This window comes from Alteromonas sp. NFXS44, assembly GCF_040148705.1.
Taxonomy (GTDB): Bacteria; Pseudomonadota; Gammaproteobacteria; order Enterobacterales; family Alteromonadaceae; genus Alteromonas.
The window spans coordinates 410,165-426,027 of record NZ_JAGDEA010000008.1; the positions used below are offsets into that span (position 1 = coordinate 410,165).

16 protein-coding genes and 1 tRNA gene are annotated in these 15,863 nt (G+C 49.0%); 5 read left to right on the forward strand and 12 right to left on the reverse strand.

From position 1 onward, the window contains the following. Positions 1–536: 536 nt before the first annotated feature. From fusA to J3369_RS12830, 5 genes are all read right to left on the reverse strand, one after another. Positions 537–2,624, reverse strand: a complete 2,088-nt coding sequence (fusA, locus tag J3369_RS12810; RefSeq protein WP_349587452.1) for an elongation factor G — start codon at positions 2,622–2,624, stop codon at positions 537–539. 166 nt (positions 2,625–2,790) lie between these two features. Further along, positions 2,791–3,867: a 23S rRNA (cytidine(2498)-2'-O)-methyltransferase RlmM gene (gene rlmM / locus J3369_RS12815; RefSeq protein WP_349587455.1), complete on the reverse strand. Its 1,077-nt coding sequence runs from the start codon at positions 3,865–3,867 to the stop codon at positions 2,791–2,793. After that, positions 3,860–4,240, reverse strand: coding sequence for a DUF423 domain-containing protein (locus tag J3369_RS12820; protein WP_349587457.1), 381 nt, complete (start codon positions 4,238–4,240; stop codon positions 3,860–3,862). The genes rlmM and J3369_RS12820 overlap by 8 nt, the downstream gene beginning before the upstream one ends. Next, a complete protein-coding gene (locus J3369_RS12825; RefSeq protein WP_349587459.1) occupies positions 4,234–4,866 on the reverse strand; it encodes an alpha/beta family hydrolase in 633 nt (210 codons plus the stop codon). Before J3369_RS12825 ends, J3369_RS12820 begins: the two co-directional genes overlap by 7 nt. After that, complete coding sequence (locus tag J3369_RS12830; RefSeq protein WP_349587462.1) at positions 4,859–5,758, reverse strand: transcriptional regulator GcvA; 900 nt, start codon at positions 5,756–5,758, stop codon at positions 4,859–4,861. The genes J3369_RS12825 and J3369_RS12830 overlap by 8 nt, the downstream gene beginning before the upstream one ends. Before the next feature lie 216 nt (positions 5,759–5,974). On the opposite strand from J3369_RS12830, the gene J3369_RS12835 reads away from it, so the two are divergent. Next, positions 5,975–6,241 (forward strand): hypothetical protein, encoded by a 267-nt coding sequence (locus J3369_RS12835; RefSeq protein ID WP_349587464.1) that lies wholly within the window; start codon positions 5,975–5,977, stop codon positions 6,239–6,241. Positions 6,242–6,307: 66 nt separating this feature from the next. Here J3369_RS12835 and kdsA read toward each other — a convergent pair whose 3' ends face one another. The 6 genes from kdsA to hemA are packed head-to-tail and all read right to left on the reverse strand — an operon-like array spanning position 6,308 to position 12,384. Continuing rightward, positions 6,308–7,162 (reverse strand): 3-deoxy-8-phosphooctulonate synthase, encoded by an 855-nt coding sequence (kdsA, locus tag J3369_RS12840; protein WP_119501746.1) that lies wholly within the window; start codon positions 7,160–7,162, stop codon positions 6,308–6,310. A gap of 14 nt (positions 7,163–7,176) precedes the next feature. Next, positions 7,177–7,551: a SirB2 family protein gene (locus J3369_RS12845; RefSeq protein ID WP_303574140.1), complete on the reverse strand. Its 375-nt coding sequence runs from the start codon at positions 7,549–7,551 to the stop codon at positions 7,177–7,179. A gap of 13 nt (positions 7,552–7,564) precedes the next feature. Then, positions 7,565–9,121, reverse strand: coding sequence for a DUF3369 domain-containing protein (locus J3369_RS12850; RefSeq protein WP_349587468.1), 1,557 nt, complete (start codon positions 9,119–9,121; stop codon positions 7,565–7,567). Positions 9,122–9,173: 52 nt separating this feature from the next. Continuing rightward, the gene (gene prmC, locus J3369_RS12855; RefSeq protein ID WP_349587470.1) at positions 9,174–10,019 is read right to left on the reverse strand and encodes a peptide chain release factor N(5)-glutamine methyltransferase; all 846 of its coding nucleotides are present in this window, start codon (positions 10,017–10,019) and stop codon (positions 9,174–9,176) included. Next, positions 10,019–11,104 carry a peptide chain release factor 1 gene (gene prfA, locus J3369_RS12860; protein ID WP_349587473.1) on the reverse strand — a complete coding sequence of 362 codons (1,086 nt, stop codon included), beginning with the start codon at positions 11,102–11,104 and terminating at the stop codon, positions 10,019–10,021. Before prfA ends, prmC begins: the two co-directional genes overlap by 1 nt. 8 nt (positions 11,105–11,112) lie before the next feature. Further along, entirely contained in the window at positions 11,113–12,384 is a 1,272-nt protein-coding gene (gene hemA / locus J3369_RS12865) for a glutamyl-tRNA reductase (RefSeq protein ID WP_349587476.1), read from the reverse strand. Positions 12,385–12,525: 141 nt separating this feature from the next. Here hemA and lolB point away from each other — a divergent pair, with 141 nt between their 5' ends. The 4 genes from lolB (at position 12,526) to J3369_RS12885 (ending at position 15,058) form a co-directional block, all read left to right on the forward strand. Continuing rightward, a complete protein-coding gene (gene lolB, locus J3369_RS12870) occupies positions 12,526–13,131 on the forward strand; it encodes a lipoprotein insertase outer membrane protein LolB (protein ID WP_349587479.1) in 606 nt (201 codons plus the stop codon). After that, positions 13,116–13,997, forward strand: a complete 882-nt coding sequence (gene ispE / locus J3369_RS12875) for a 4-(cytidine 5'-diphospho)-2-C-methyl-D-erythritol kinase (RefSeq protein ID WP_349587481.1) — start codon at positions 13,116–13,118, stop codon at positions 13,995–13,997. The genes lolB and ispE overlap by 16 nt, the downstream gene beginning before the upstream one ends. 5 nt (positions 13,998–14,002) lie before the next feature. Then, positions 14,003–14,078 (forward strand) — tRNA-Gln (locus J3369_RS12880). A 32-nt stretch (positions 14,079–14,110) separates the two neighbouring features. Further along, positions 14,111–15,058: a ribose-phosphate pyrophosphokinase gene (locus J3369_RS12885; RefSeq protein WP_303574146.1), complete on the forward strand. Its 948-nt coding sequence runs from the start codon at positions 14,111–14,113 to the stop codon at positions 15,056–15,058. 59 nt (positions 15,059–15,117) lie between these two features. Here J3369_RS12885 and J3369_RS12890 read toward each other — a convergent pair whose 3' ends face one another. Then, positions 15,118–15,738 (reverse strand): flavin reductase family protein, encoded by a 621-nt coding sequence (locus J3369_RS12890; RefSeq protein ID WP_349587484.1) that lies wholly within the window; start codon positions 15,736–15,738, stop codon positions 15,118–15,120. Positions 15,739–15,863: the final 125 nt, after the last annotated feature.

Below are 15,863 nucleotides of genomic sequence, written 5' to 3' on the forward strand. Positions count from 1 at the left end.
CCACATCCATGCCGTAATATCGCTGAAAACGACAGCTTTCCGCCAGAGTTTGCCGCGGATAATAAGTTACATAGCTGACAGTAGCGTGGCTGCAATACTCATGGATCCCTTCAGCCAGTTCTGATGACTGCCCTGCAAGCAACCATAATTCAGCAATTTTACAGGGGCCGGCATAGAATATAATGCAACGCGCTGTGATGATGACTTTGGTTACCCGGCTGACAGGTACAACGACAGCCGCTTCCATCCTGAGCAATGAGGCGACGGTGGGATAAATGGCGATGGTATCTTTACAGCCCTGCTTCCCTTTGCGAAGCATGGACTTGTACCAGGCGTTTCTGAACCATAACCAGTAGACGATAAAGCCGAGGGGGATCACTGTCGCGAGTGTGTGAACTATCCATTGCATAACTCTCTCCTTTAAGCCGCTTAAATGTATCAGCTGCCGGAGTCATCGCAAGTACAGGTTTAGTACAGTTTTTCCAGGCCATAAAAAACCCGCCGGATGGCGGGTTTTTTAAAGCTTTACAGAAGAATTACTTAGCTGCTTTACGCGCTTTCGCTTCTTCCATTACTTTGTCAGCTACGTTCTGAGGACATGCTGAGTAGTGGCTGAATTCCATAGAGAACTGACCACGACCAGATGTAATAGTACGCAGGTGACCGATGTAACCAAACATTTCTGACAGAGGTACGTCTGCTTTAACGCGTACACCTGTTGCACCAGCTTCCTGGTCTTTGATCATACCGCGACGACGGTTAAGGTCACCGATTACGTCACCTACGTTGTCGTCAGGGCTGAACACGTCAACTTTCATGATTGGCTCAAGAAGCTGAGGACCGGCTTTAGGCATAGACTGACGGAATGCACCTTTCGCTGCGATTTCGAACGCAATCGCCGAGGAGTCAACCGCGTGGAAACCACCGTCGTACAGTTCAACTTCAACGTCCAGTACAGGGTAACCCGCCAGAGGACCTTCGTTCATCATACCTTTGAAGCCCTTCTCGATAGCCGGGAAGAATTCTTTAGGTACGTTACCACCAACAACGGTAGACTTGAATACGAAGCCAGTGTTGGTTTCGCCTGGCTTGATGCGGTAATCGATCTTACCGAACTGACCAGAACCACCAGACTGTTTCTTGTGCGTGTAGCTGTCATCTACCGGAGTAGTGATAGTTTCACGGTAAGCAACCTGTGGTTGACCTACTTCCAGCTCAACGCCGTAAGTACGCTTCAGGATGTCTACTTTGATATCTAAGTGAAGTTCACCCATACCTTTCAGGATGGTTTCACCAGACTCTTCATCAGTTTCAACCTGGAATGAAGGATCTTCTGCAACCAGTTTACCGATAGCCAGAGACATCTTTTCGTTAGCGCCTTTATCTTTAGGCTTAACAGCGATAGAGATAACCGGCTCAGGGAAAATCATTGGCTCTAGTGTACAAGGGTTCTTCGGATCACACAGTGTGTGACCGGTCTGAACATTCTTCATACCTACGATAGCAATGATGTCACCCGCTTGCGCAGAAGTCAGTTCTGTACGCTCATCGGCGTGCATTTCTACCATGCGACCAATACGCTCAGTCTTACCAGTAGCAGCGTTCAGGATGGTGTCACCCTTATTCAGCTTACCAGAGTAGACACGGATGAAGGTCAGTGCACCAAAACGGTCGTCCATGATTTTGAACGCCAGCGCGCGGAAAGGCTCGTCAACAGATACAGTCGCTACTTCACCAGTAGGTTCACCAGTTTCTTCGTCAGTCAGGTCCTGCGGATCAACTTCAGTAGGTGAAGGCAGGAAGTCAATGACTGCGTCCAGAACCAGCTGGATACCTTTGTTCTTAAATGCAGAACCACAGTAAGTCGGGAAGAATGACATGTCACGCGTACCTTTACGGATACAACGCTTGATGTCTTCCAGAGAAGGTTCTTCACCGTCCATGTACGCCATCATCAGGTCATCGTCCTGCTCAACAGCAGTTTCGATCATTTGCTCACGGTATTCGTTCGCTTTATCAACCATATCAGCCGGAATATCAACTACTTCGTAGTTTTCTGGCAGGCCAGAGTCATCCCAGACGTATGCTTTCATGTCCAGCAGGTTAACAACACCTTTGAACTGGTCTTCGATACCGATTGGCAGGGTCATTACCAGTGGGTTAGCTGCAAGAACGCGCTTAACCTGGCCAACAACACGGTAGAAATCTGCACCCATACGGTCCAGTTTGTTTACGAAGATTACACGGGCAACTTCTGATTCGTTAGCATAACGCCAGTTAGTTTCAGACTGAGGCTCAACACCGCCTGAACCACAGAAAACACCGATACCACCATCCAATACTTTCAGAGAACGGTAAACTTCAACAGTGAAGTCAACGTGTCCCGGAGTATCGATGATGTTCATACGGTGGTCTTTCCAGAAACAAGTAGTCGCAGCAGACTGGATAGTAATACCGCGCTCAGCTTCCTGTTCCATGAAGTCAGTAGTTGACTCACCGTCGTGTACTTCACCGGTTTTATGAATTTTACCGGTGAGCTTCAAAATACGTTCTGTAGTAGTAGTTTTACCCGCGTCTACGTGGGCAAAAATACCAATGTTTCTGTAAAGAGATAAGTCTGACATTAGTTCACTTTCGTTGGTTCAGAGTAAAAAAACGGCGGGATTATAAAGGATTTCAATACCAGATTTATAGTCCTTTGCGAAAAAAGTCTAAAACTTATTCAGCAGTTCCGCGCCAAGCCTTTAGTTTTATATTTTAAATCAATAAGATACCACCACAATAGCGAAATTACGCTTTTATGGCAGTAACAGTAACCTCGTCGCGATCATGATAAAGGTGCCTGACTTTAATCGTAAAGCCGGCCGCTTTTTTACCAAGACGCGTCTGGATTTCCCCTAATGCGGCGGTCACTGTGTCATAGCGTTTTTTCATCGGGAGCTTCAGATTAAAAATGGCATGGTCTGCCCAGCCTTTCTCTAACCAGTCACTCATCAGCACCGCCACCCGATCAGGGCGCTCTATCATATCACAGACGAGCAAATCTACACGGCCATATTTTGGCTTATAAGTAAAACCGTCTGCCGCATAATGATCCACTAATCCTGTTGCCATGAGTTCTTCGTCGATAGCCCCGTTGTCAATGGCCTCAACGCCCATCTCACGGATCACCAGTTGATACGTCCAGCCACCCGGACACGCCCCCAGATCTACCGCACGGGCGCCTTCACGGAAAATTTCCCGGCGTTCTTCATCGTCAAGCATGGTCAGAATGGCCTCCTCAAGCTTGAGAGTCGACCGGCTGGGTGCTTTCGGCGGAAATTTCAGACGACAAATACCGTTTGCAAAGGGACTGCGCATGGCCGGATAAGAATGGCCCACGAAACAATTGTCATAATCAGTGAAGAAAACATGCAATGCCCTGCCGTCTTCTCTTTCTTTAAATGTCAGCGCTCCCTGCTTTCTTAAGCCTTGCCGCAGTGGCACAGTGAACTTACGGCAGAATTTAGCCAGCGCTTTTCCTGCTTCAGTATCGGCATGCTCGACGAACAATAAGGTGTTTTTCCACTCATCCGTGTCCGCATCACTGATGGCAGCCAGTACCGGACCTGCCCGGTTCGTTTTGTCGAGATCTTCAAGATGAGCGGTGACCACCAGAATCTGTCGGGGAAAAATGGTATCAGCCACAGCGAGACGCTGACCCAGCCGGTCAGCATCGCCCTGCTCATAAAAATGAAACAAAATGAAGCCCTGGTCAGGCGTAAATACCGGATACCCGTAAATACCGGCTTCAGAGGACAATGCTGTCAGTTCCCCGGCGGTATCAGCTTCATAACCGCTGCGGCAATAAATAAGCAAACTATTCATGCCACTTTCCTTTTACGACACCGGTGATCAGTGCCACCCAGCCAATCATAAAGAATAAACCGCCAAGTGGCGTTACCGGTCCGAGAAAGCGCCATTTCAGCAAGGTGAGTAAATAGATGCTGCCACTGAACAAAACAATGCCGGCAACAAAACAAATACCGGCAGTACTTAATAACCTGTTACTCACGGCGTGTCGTAGTGCCGGCAAAATCAGTAACGCCAGCGCATGATAAAATTGATAGTCCACAGCGGTATGCCATGACGTCAGTTGTGAATCGCTAAGCATTGACTTCAGCGCGTGCGCACCGAACGCGCCGAATATCACGGCGGCGAGCGCAGCAATGGCACCGGTAAGTAGAAAAGGTTTTAACATGAAATAAGCCTGTTAATGAAAGCGGCTGAAGCTGATGCCGCCTGCTGCATATGTTCGTTTAATGTATAACCGCTGGATTTACGGGGCTTGAGACTGTGGTCGCCGTCAGCCAGATAATGCAAAGTGACCTGACCCGACAGGTTATAACCGTCAACTTCGCTTTGCGTACCGAAGGTGTCCCGCTCGCCCTGATTAATGAATACAGGTTTTGTCATCTTCACCAGATGTTCCGTGCGCAGTTTTTCCGGCTTGCCGGGAGGATGAAAAGGATAACCAAACACCACCGCTCCTTTCGCCTCTGTTGCTTCAAGAATCATCGTCGACACACGACCGCCCATAGATTTGCCGCCGATAAATACCGGCGAAGAGCTATTTTCAGTCACCTGCTCTACCAGATCTTTATAAAAAGCTTCCAGTTTTTCTATTTTATCCGGTGGCCTGCGTTTACCGGTTTCCGCTATGGTCTGCATGTAAGGAAAATCAAAACGTGCCACCGTAATCCCCTGTGCTGCCAGTAAGGCAGCCATATCTGCCATAAAGGGAGACTGCATTCCCGCACCGGCACCATGAGCGAGGATTAAAACGGCGACCTCATTCTCTGCCCGGTCCGTGATCATGTCAGACATCATATTGTTCCTCTTCAACCTGCGCTAATATCCAGCTTCTGAACGCGGCGATTTTACCTAAATCTGCCTGCGCTTCATCACAAACCAGATAAAACGCATCCCGACTGGCAACTTTTTCTTCAAAAGGCATGATTAGACGGCCGGCATCCAGTTCCGGGCGGGCAAGAATAGTGTTACCCAGTGCAATGCCCTGCCCCAGCGCAGCCGCCTGGAGCACCAGCATGGAGTGACTGAACACCGGGCCCTGGTTTACATTCACGCCGGACACGCCGACACTTTTCAACCAGTTTTTCCAGGCCTCACGACTTAAATCGTGCAACAGAACATGGTGTTTCAAATCACTCAGGCTGTTCAGTGGTTTAGGGCCGTTAAACAGCATGGGAGAACACAACGGAGTAAGATACTCGGTATGCAGTTTATCGGCTTTCACACCGCTCCAGCGGCCCTTACCGTAATAAATGGCCACATCCACATCGTCTTCTAAAAACCCTTCATCGAAATCTACGGCTTTGATACGAACATCAATATCCGGATGCTCAACGCTGAAACGACTGATACGGGGTACCAGCCACTGGCTGGCAAAACTAGGCGGCATAGCAACGGTAATCGCTCCTTTACTGCCTTTTGCCAGCAATCGTTCTGTGGCTTCCTGAAGATGTTTAAAGATATCTTTCAGCTCAAGAAAATAGGCCTGTCCTTCTTCAGTAAGGAGCAACGTCCGGTTACGGCGAAGAAACAATTTCATTGATAAGAATTCTTCGAGCGCTTTAATTTGATGACTGACAGCAGCCTGGGTAACGAATAATTCTTCGGCGGCTTTGGTAAAACTCAGGTGCCTGGCGGCAGCTTCAAAGGCTTTCAGCGCATTCAGCGGCGGCAAACGTCTATGCACGCTTCCCTCCGGCAGCTAAATGACCAACGTGATAAAGCATTAGTTTTTCTAATCCTTAAACCCTACTTTTACTCGTTTTAAAGACGAGCAAAATCTGTTTATTATTCGCACGCTTTCAAAGCACAGCACTTTTCAATCAATCAGTTAGACAAGTGCAATGTTAACAAGAAAGCTCAATTTGTTAACGAATTTTAAATTAATTTTATTAGGTGTGATATGACTAAATTCAAAAAATTCTTCAGCCAGATGGCTGTTATCTTAGCGGCGACCACTGCTTACCCAACTATTTCTCAGGAACTGCCGGCTTCTATGCCTGTGGTACCTGCTATGAATACCCTTGAACTGACTGTAGAAATGGTCAGTGTTCAGGAACAAGTTAAGGCTGTTCTGGCCGCAGAAGTGCAACAGCACGTTGCCGATACACTTATCGCGATGAACGAAAAAGACAATCGCGACGCTAAGGAAGATAATCGCAGCGAATAAGCCCTTTTTCACACCTGATTCGGTGCCCGGCAACAGTGTTGCCGGGCACCGTCTTCAGCGTTTCATTTAGTTTGCACTGGTATCCAGCGGCGCAAACCCCTTCACTAGTTCATCTAACGCTTTCATTTGCTGTAAATACGGTTCCAGCTTTGACAATGGCAACGCACAGGGTCCGTCACATTTCGCTTCATCCGGATTCGGATGCGCTTCGATAAATAAACCTGCAAGACCTAAAGCCATACCACTACGCGCCAGTTGTGCAGCCTGTGCACGGCGGCCATCTGCTGAAGTAGCTCTGCCTCCCGGCATCTGCAACGCATGAGTTGCATCGAAAATTACAGGTGCATACGCTTTCATTGCATCCATGCCCAGCATATCGACAACCAGGTTGTTATATCCAAAGCAACTACCCCGTTCACACAGGATCACTTTATCGTTACCGGCTTCCCCGAGTTTACCAATAATATGACGCATTTCATGGGGAGCCAGAAACTGGGGTTTCTTCACATTAATGACCGCACCGGTCTCTGCCATTGCCACCACCAGATCGGTCTGGCGGGCGAGAAAGGCCGGTAGCTGAATAACATCTGCGACTTCCGCCACAGGGGCCGCCTGATGAGGCTCATGAACATCGGTGATCACCGGTACATTAAAAGTAGATTTGATTTCTTCAAAAATCTTTAAGCCTTCTTCCATGCCCGGTCCGCGGTAAGACGTTACAGAAGAGCGGTTTGCTTTATCAAAAGAGGCTTTAAATACGTATGGAATGCCCAGCCGTGTCGTCACTTCCACATAGTGTTCAGCAATTTGCATTGCCAAATCACGGGATTCAAGCACATTCATGCCACCAAATAATACAAACGGCTTGTCGTTAGCAACAGTAATATCGCCAACCTGAATTTCAGTACGGGACTGTGTCATTATTTACTTCCAAATTAAAAAAACAACGGTTGCTTTGATATTGCAACCCTGGCGATTAACCCTAACCAGGTTAATGCACCGATAAAACCGATCCAGCGCAGTGGCTTGTTCCGCCCCCATTTAAGCGCAAACATCCCCATCAGAATATAGGCCACCAGCCCGACCACTTTGAAGGTCAGCCAGCCCTGCACAAACGGATACTGGCCAATAAGAAAACATAGCCATAGCGCACTGGCTAGAAGGCAGGTGTCGATGACATGAGGGAGAATTTTAAGCCACTTTCTGGTCAGTAACTCACTGTTAAACTGGGACAGCATAAATCTGAAAATAAACAGAAATACACTGAGAGCGATGGCCGTAAGGTGCAAATGCTTAGCCATTAAATACATAACAACCTCTTTATTATTGTGATATGTCGTCCGCCAGCCGGCGTTGAATTTCTTCGAAACGGCCAATATTCGTCAGCATATAGCTGACCAGCTGCGGATCAAAATGCCGTCCGCTTTCCGCCTTCAACGTGCTGACGGTTTTTTCCAGCGACCAGGCTTCTTTGTACGGGCGCTTGTTCATCAGTGCATCAAACACATCGACGATAGCCGCGATCCGGCTTTCCAGCTGGATTTCTTCACCTTTCAGTCCTTCAGGATAGCCTTGTCCGTCCCACCGTTCATGATGTTCTTTAGCAAGTACGGAAGCCAGCTGAATGGTAGGACTGTCTGAGTCTTTTAATATCTGATAGCCAAATTCCGCATGCTGGCGGATGGCAAACCGTTCTTCTTCCGTCAGTACATCTGTTTTTGTCAGAATTTGTGACGAAATATGTGCATTTCCCACATCATGCAACGGAATAGCAAGCCGCAGCGTCATGATTTGTGCTTCGCCCAGCCCGGCATATCGTGCCAGTAACTCAGCCATATCGACCATTCTGCGGATATGCTTGCTGGTTTCACTGTCACGTTCCATGGCTTTACCCAACCGCTCAATGATTTCCCGCTGGGTGGTTTCCACTTCCTGGCTGATAAGCACATTCTCAAATGCCAGCTGCACATTTTCTGAGAACAACTGCAATAAATGCATATTTGTCTCGCTGAGCTTACGGGGGATGCCGGATAAATACAGTAATGACCCCTTGTAGTGCTTACTGAAGCAGTAAGCCACAACATAATCTTCGCCAAAGATAATGCTCTGCTCTTTTAACGCCCGCTGGCACAACAAATACGCTTCTGCCGGCAACGCATCAATTAACGATTTCCCTTCCTGACCGGCATATTCGCCATTGCCGGCAAACACGAACAGTTCCTGTGGTAAAGACTGCGTTACAGGTCGCGGCACCGCCACGGCATTGGTGATATAGGCGGCGTCTTTAGAGAATCCGAGAATAGAGGAAAGTTGCTGAATGATACCCCGCATGAATTTTTCAAGGGATCGGGAAGTGAACAGGTCGGCGGAAGCATCAATAATTTTTTCAAGACCGGCGCGGCTTTCCTCAATCACGACGATATCGCGATACGATCGCAATGCCGCAATCATGACAGTAAACAGCTTCTGCGCGGTGAGTTCGGTTTTTGACTTGTAATCGTTAATATCATAATCAACAATCACATCCCGTTCCGGTGCCTGTCCGGGTTGTCCGGTCCGCAGAATGATGCGGGTAAAATGATTATCCAGTGTTTCTCTGATGTATTCTGCGACTTCAAGCCCGGCATTATCGGTTTCCATCACCACATCTAGCAGCACCACAGCCACATCGTCATTTTCACGAAAGTAGGTTTTGGCTTCTTCGCCGCTATAGGCGCTGACAAATTCCAGCCGCTTATCATCCAGCACAAAATCGCTCAACGCCAGTTTTGTCACCGCGTGTACTTCCGGCTCATCGTCAACAATGAGCACCTTCCAGACGCCAAGTTCCTCTGTTAATTCCTCGTCGTCATCGTCCGCAAACAGGAAATCATCAGTCATTTACAGCATTCCATTTTTATAAAAGGCCGGTTAAAGCATACTGTAAGAGGAATTATTCGCAAGCAGGTCTTTTCGCAATAGTTATCCGGTCAAGACCGGCCAGATCAGCAAAGGTGTTTGCCATGGTGTAACCGCTGTCATTAAACAGCCCGCGGATTGCACCGCCCTGCTCACTGCCATGTTCAATAAGCAGCCATCCGCCTGGCTTAATACATACTGATGCCTGACTGATGATAAGCCGGATATCATCAAGCCCGTCCTCACCGGCGGTGAGCGCTGACAGGGGTTCGAAGCGGACATCACCTTGTTGCAGATAGTGACTGTCTGATTCCACATAAGGGGGATTGGTCACCAGCATATCAAACTGCTTATCTTTCAGGGCATCAAACCAGTGGCTGACGATAAAAGAGACGTTGGTGATGTGATTCAGTGCTGCATTTTGTTTAGCGAGGTCGATAGCCTCTTCAATGCGATCTGTACCGGTGACCTGAATGTCCGGTCTTTCGCTGGCTAGTGCCAGCGCCACAGCGCCTGTTCCGGTGCCTAAGTCACACACATTGCAAGGCTCAGAAGGAAGCAGTTCCAGCGCTTTCTCCACCAGCAGCTCGGTTTCCGGACGCGGAATAAGCGTGGTAGGATTCACATTGAGTGTCAGTGTCCAGAAATCGCGATTACCGGTCAGGTGCGCCACCGGCCGGCCTGTTTTTCTTTCACTGATGAGCTGTCTGAAGCGGTTAAGCTCCTCGTCCTTAAGTACTTTATCACTCCAGGTGTACAACCAGGTTTGTGTCTGGCCCAGTACATGGGCCAGCAGTACTTTTGCGTCGGTGGCAGGAGACTCACCGCCTGCCAGCGCTTCTTTTGCCTGTTGAAGTGCACAGGCAATGGTGACTGACATTATTCGTCTGCCAGTGAAGCCAGCAGATCGGCCTGGTGTTCCTGACGGATAGGATCAGCCAGCGCAGCCAGATCCCCTTCAATGACCTCATCAAGACGGTACAGGGTCAGGTTGATTCGGTGATCAGTCACACGGCCCTGGGGAAAGTTGTAAGTACGGATACGCTCAGAACGGTCACCACTGCCCACCAGATTGCGGCGGGTGGTAGCCTCTTCTTTCGCCCGCTTTTCTTCTTCGAGCTGATTAAGACGGGCCTGCAGTACAGACATGGCCTTAGCACGGTTTTTGTGCTGTGAACGCTCATCCTGACACTCAACCACAAGACCGGTTGGAATGTGAGTCATCCGGATAGCAGAGTCTGTTTTGTTAACGTGCTGACCACCGGCACCGGATGCACGGAAGGTATCAACACGCAAATCTGCCGGATTAATTTCAACGGCTTCAGACTCAGGGATCTCAGGCAATACCGCGACGGTACAGGCTGACGTGTGAATACGTCCCTGAGATTCAGTTTCCGGCACACGCTGTACCCGGTGTCCGCCGGATTCAAATTTCATAATACCGTAAACGCCTTCACCGGAAAGGTTAGCAATGACTTCTTTAAAGCCACCGTGCTCACCTTCGTTCTGACTGACCACCTCTACGCGCCAGCCCTTTGATTCAGCATAGCGGCTGTACATACGGAACAGGTCACCGGCAAAAATAGCCGCCTCATCACCGCCGGCACCGGCACGGATTTCCAGAAAGCAGTTGTGGTCGTCGTTGGGATCTTTAGGTAACAGAAGAATTTGCAGTTCGCTTTCAAGGCGTGCAATGTCTTCTTTTGCCTGCTTCATTTCTTCCTGCGCCATTTCGCGCATTTCGGCATCGTTTTCTTCCATCATTTCCAGCGCAGAAGCAAGATTTTCTTCAGCCTGCTGAAAAGCATTAAAGCCTTTAACAACACCTTCCAGTTGACTGAACTCTTTTGACAACGCACGGAATTTATCCTGATTGGAAATCGTACCGGGATCACCAAGCAATGCCTGAACCTCGTCAAACCTTTCCACCAGGTTCTCGAGCTTTCTGGTCACCGATTCTTTCATATTCTGTTTTACCCTTCTTTGTCCTGCCCGTTACCGGCAAGATCCATCGCCTGACCCAGCCATTGAGTCAGCGCGGCATTATTTTCGTGTGCAGCGTCCCGCAATACACGGGTAGGCCCGTGCATCAACGCATTGGTGAGTTTATAGGCCAGTTCCTGTACAACGTCTTCCGCGTTGCGGCCTTCCGACAACTGGTTCATCGCCCGTGCGACCAGCTCATCTCTGGATGCGATGCCTTTCTGACGGTACTGACGCACCAAATCAATGGAATGCTGCGCCTGTTTCCAGCTTAAAAATACGGAAGCCTGATCATCGATGATTTTTTCAGCGTCCTGCGCGGCCATTTCACGGGAAGCTAGATTCTGCTCAACGATATGCTGCAAATCATCAACAGTATAAAGGTAGGCATCGCCGAGTTCATTAACCTGAGACTCAATGTCACGGGGAACCGCCAGATCAACAAGAAACATGGGCATGTTACGGCGCTGCTTCAAGGCCTTTTCCACCATCCCTTTACCAATCAATGGCAACTGGCTGGCTGTAGAACTGATGACAATATCAAAATCGTGAAGATGTTCAGGCAACTGAGACAGTGTGAGCACATCTGCGCCCAGATTCGCCGCCAGATTCTCAGCTCTGGCTACGGTACGGTTGGCAACGGCAAGACGCTGAACACCCTGCTCTTTTAAATGTTGGGCAACCAGTTCAATGGTTTCGCCGGCACCTACCAGCAATACTGAACGCTTTGGTAATGCGCTGAATATATGTTTGGCCAGTTGCACCGCAGCAAAGGCCACAGATACTGCGTTAGCACCAATTTCTGTTTCAGAGCGTACTTTTTTAGCCACAGAGAACGTGTGCTGGAATAACCGCTCGAACTCTGCCCCCACAGTACCGGAATGCTTTGCGTCACTGAATGCCTGTTTAATCTGTCCGAGAATTTGCGGCTCACCGAGGATCAACGAATCCAGCCCGCTTGCTACCCGCATAACATGCTTTACTGCGTCTTCCTGCTGGTAAAGATAGCTGTTCTGTTCAATATCTTCCCGTTTCACATCATGAAAGGCAGATAACCAGTCGAGCAGCAATGCCGCCTCACCGGCCCCTTTCGCGTAGACTTCAGTGCGGTTACAGGTAGACACGATGACAGATTCTTCAATACCGTCTATCTGCTTCAGCGAGGCGAGCGCAGACACCAGAGAATCCGGTGTAAAGGCGACTTTTTCGCGTAACGCAACAGGTGCAGTTTTGTGGTTTATTCCGAGGGCAGTAAGGGTCATCAATATTTATGCTGGCATCTTCGGAGCGGCATTGTACGAAAAACCCAAAATGATTGAAAGTACTCCTGAAACTGTGTTCCCATTAGATCCCTGAGTTTTGAAGCAATCATCCCGTTGCATTGCGTAGGATCATAATCGTTCATGATTTTCCGAATACTTTTTGCAGGTCTGTTTATCGCCCTGTTATCAGCCTGTACCACTCTGCCGGATGGCCCGGAGACCGCAGTAAACCTGCCTTCACAGCTTGAGAAGCTGAAATCCGTCACCCGCTGGCAGATGAAAGGTAAGATGGCTATCCGCAATGAAAAAGAAGCTGTCAGCGCTCACGTAAACTGGAAAACCGATGAGCCCGATTTTAATTTCCGTTTAACCAATATGCTGGGTATTACCCTGGCGAATATCGATTTCAGTGACGGCATGGCTACACTGGAAGCTGACGATAAGCGCTGGCAGGACACCAGTCCTGCACGTCTGATTTACCAGACAACCGGCTGGGATATTCCCGCCGGCAAGCTGCTGAACTGGGTGAAAGGGCTGCCTTTACGGGGTGACGACTACAAGCTCAACGATAAACAACTACTGGCTTCCCTTTCTCCGGGCTGTGAAGCCTGCGGCAACTGGCAAGTCAGTTACAGCAACTATGGTGAGCAAGCAGGACTGTGGTTACCGCATCAGTTAATGCTTACCCGCACAGACAACACAAAAATATGGATAAAAATCCGGATTGATGAGTGGACCATACAGTAATGCAACACAGTGAATGGTGGCCCAGCCCGGCCAAACTGAATTTATTCCTTCATATCCTCGGTAAATACGATAACGGTTACCATCAGCTTCAGACCCTGTTTCAGTTACTGGACCGTGGTGATGAACTGGCTTTTGATGTCACCAACGACGGCAATATCACCCTTAATCCGTCGATTCCCAGTGTGAATGATGAAGATAATCTGATTGTAAAAGCAGCCAGACTGTTAAAGGAACACACGGGAACAGACAAAGGCGCAAACATCCGGTTGAAAAAGTCACTGCCCATGGGCGGCGGTATTGGCGGTGGCTCATCTAACGCCGCCACAGTTCTGGTTGCACTGAACTACTTGTGGCAGTGCGGCCTGAGTACAGCAGAGCTGGCCGGGTTAGGTCTGCGTCTGGGCGCCGACGTACCTATCTTTGTTGAAGGCCGCACGGGTTTCGCCGGCGGTGTGGGCGAGCACATCAGTCCCGCTGATTTAGACGAACAATGGTATCTGGTTGTCAATCCGGGTATACACGTGGGTACCGCAGATATTTTCAGAGAGCCTGCCCTGCCACGCAATACACCGCCCATGGAGTGGCACAATTATACTTTCGCTGCAACGCATAATGATTGCCAGAGTATTGTCTGTAAAAAGCATCCGGAAGTTGCAATATTATTACAGTGGTTGCTACAATTCGCACCGTCGCGGATGACGGGCACAGGCGCGTGCGTATTTTCTGTATTTAGTGATGAACATTCAGCCAGACAGGTTCTCGGGAAATTGCCCGCAGAATGGTCCGGTTTTGTTGCTAAAGGTGTGAATATGTCGCCATTACAACAAAAGCTAAAATACGTGAACGAAGCATCGGACATGAACTAAATTTTTGGGGTATAGCCAAGTTGGTAAGGCAGCGGGTTTTGATCCCGCCATTCGTTGGTTCGAGTCCAGCTACCCCAGCCACCTCCTTTATCAAACGCACCGAGGAAACACTTGTGCCAGATATGAAGCTCTTTGCAGGCAACGCCGTCCCCGAACTTGCCCATAAGGTTGCAGAACGCCTTTATACCAAACTTGGTAACGCCAGTGTTGGTCGCTTTAGCGACGGTGAGATCAGTGTAGAAATTCATGAAAACGTCCGTGGCTCGGACGTTTTTATTATCCAGTCTACCTGTGCACCAACCAACGACAACCTGATGGAATTGATTGTGATGATCGACGCCCTGCGTCGTGCATCAGCGGGACGTATTACTGCTGTTATCCCTTATTTTGGTTATGCGAGACAAGACCGTCGCGTCCGCTCAGCCAGGGTGCCAATCACAGCCCGTGTGGTCGCAGATTTTCTGTCTAACGTGGGTGTTGACCGCGTACTGACCATCGACCTGCACGCAGAGCAAATCCAGGGTTTCTTCGATGTACCGGTAGATAACGCTTTCGGTACACCAATCCTGCTTGCAGACATGGTTCAGCGTGATTTTGTTGACCCGATTGTTGTGTCTCCGGACATCGGCGGCGTAGTACGTGCCCGTGCAACGGCTAAACTGTTGAATGATGCAGAACTGGCAATTATCGATAAACGTCGTCCGAAAGCGAACGTTTCTCAGGTCATGAACATTATCGGTGATGTGAAAGGCCGTGACTGCATCATTGTTGACGATATGATTGACACTGGTGGTACGCTGGCTAAAGCTGCGGAAGCCCTGAAAAATCATGGCGCACGCAAAGTTTATGCTTACGCGACTCACGCTATCTTCTCAGGCAATGCGCCTAAGAACCTGAAAGAGTCGGTTATCGATGAAATCATTGTTACCGACAGTATCCCGCTGTCAAAAGACATGCAGGCAACCGGCAAAGTGAAGCAACTCACATTGTCTGAAATGCTGGCTGAAACGATTCGCCGCATCAGCAACGAAGAGTCTATCTCAGCGATGTTCGAATACTGATAGCTGCCGGTGAGCAGAATATTAAAGGCCGGTTCTGAGACAGCACCGGCCTTTTTGTATCAGCGGGGACGCAACATCTCAAACAGGTTTTCACTATCAATAGTGTAATAATCCCCTGCGCCACCCGCCCGCAGAAGGGGTTCTGCCCTGCCCGTTTTAAACACACCGTCTTCAATTAGTGATGTTTTTATCTTCACGCCGGTCACTTCACCGAATACCATCCATGTATCACACAATTCACCATTGCTGCCCTGCAATTGTATGATTTGTGTTTTGCGGCATTCCATCACCACGCCACTTTCCGCAACATGGGGCGCTCTCACAGTGCGGGACTCGCCTTTTGACAGCCCGGCCAGTTCAAACTCATCCACACTGGCATCGACCTGTGCACAGGTCTGATTCATCTGCTGCGCCAGCGGGACACTCACCAGGTTGTAGCAAAACTCTCCTGTCGCCCGGATATTTCTTACTGAGTCTTTAAAGCCGATGCTGGAAAAACCAATAATGGGCGGCGTGTAATTGAATGCATTAAAAAAGCTGTAAGGTGCCAGATTAGCGATACCCTCTTCGTCAACAGTGGAAATCCAGCCGATGGGTCTGGGTGCAATAATACTGTTGAAGGGATCATGTTTGAGGCCATGACCCGCTGAAGGCTCGTAAAAGTGAAAATCTGAAGACATAGACTCAATCCTCTGAGTTTTAATAAAATAAAAAGGCACAAACAATAAACCACATCCACCTGTTCATTGTCCGTTCAGGTCAAAACCGGCACAATGACAAAAAAGGTCTGCTGACCATAACTACG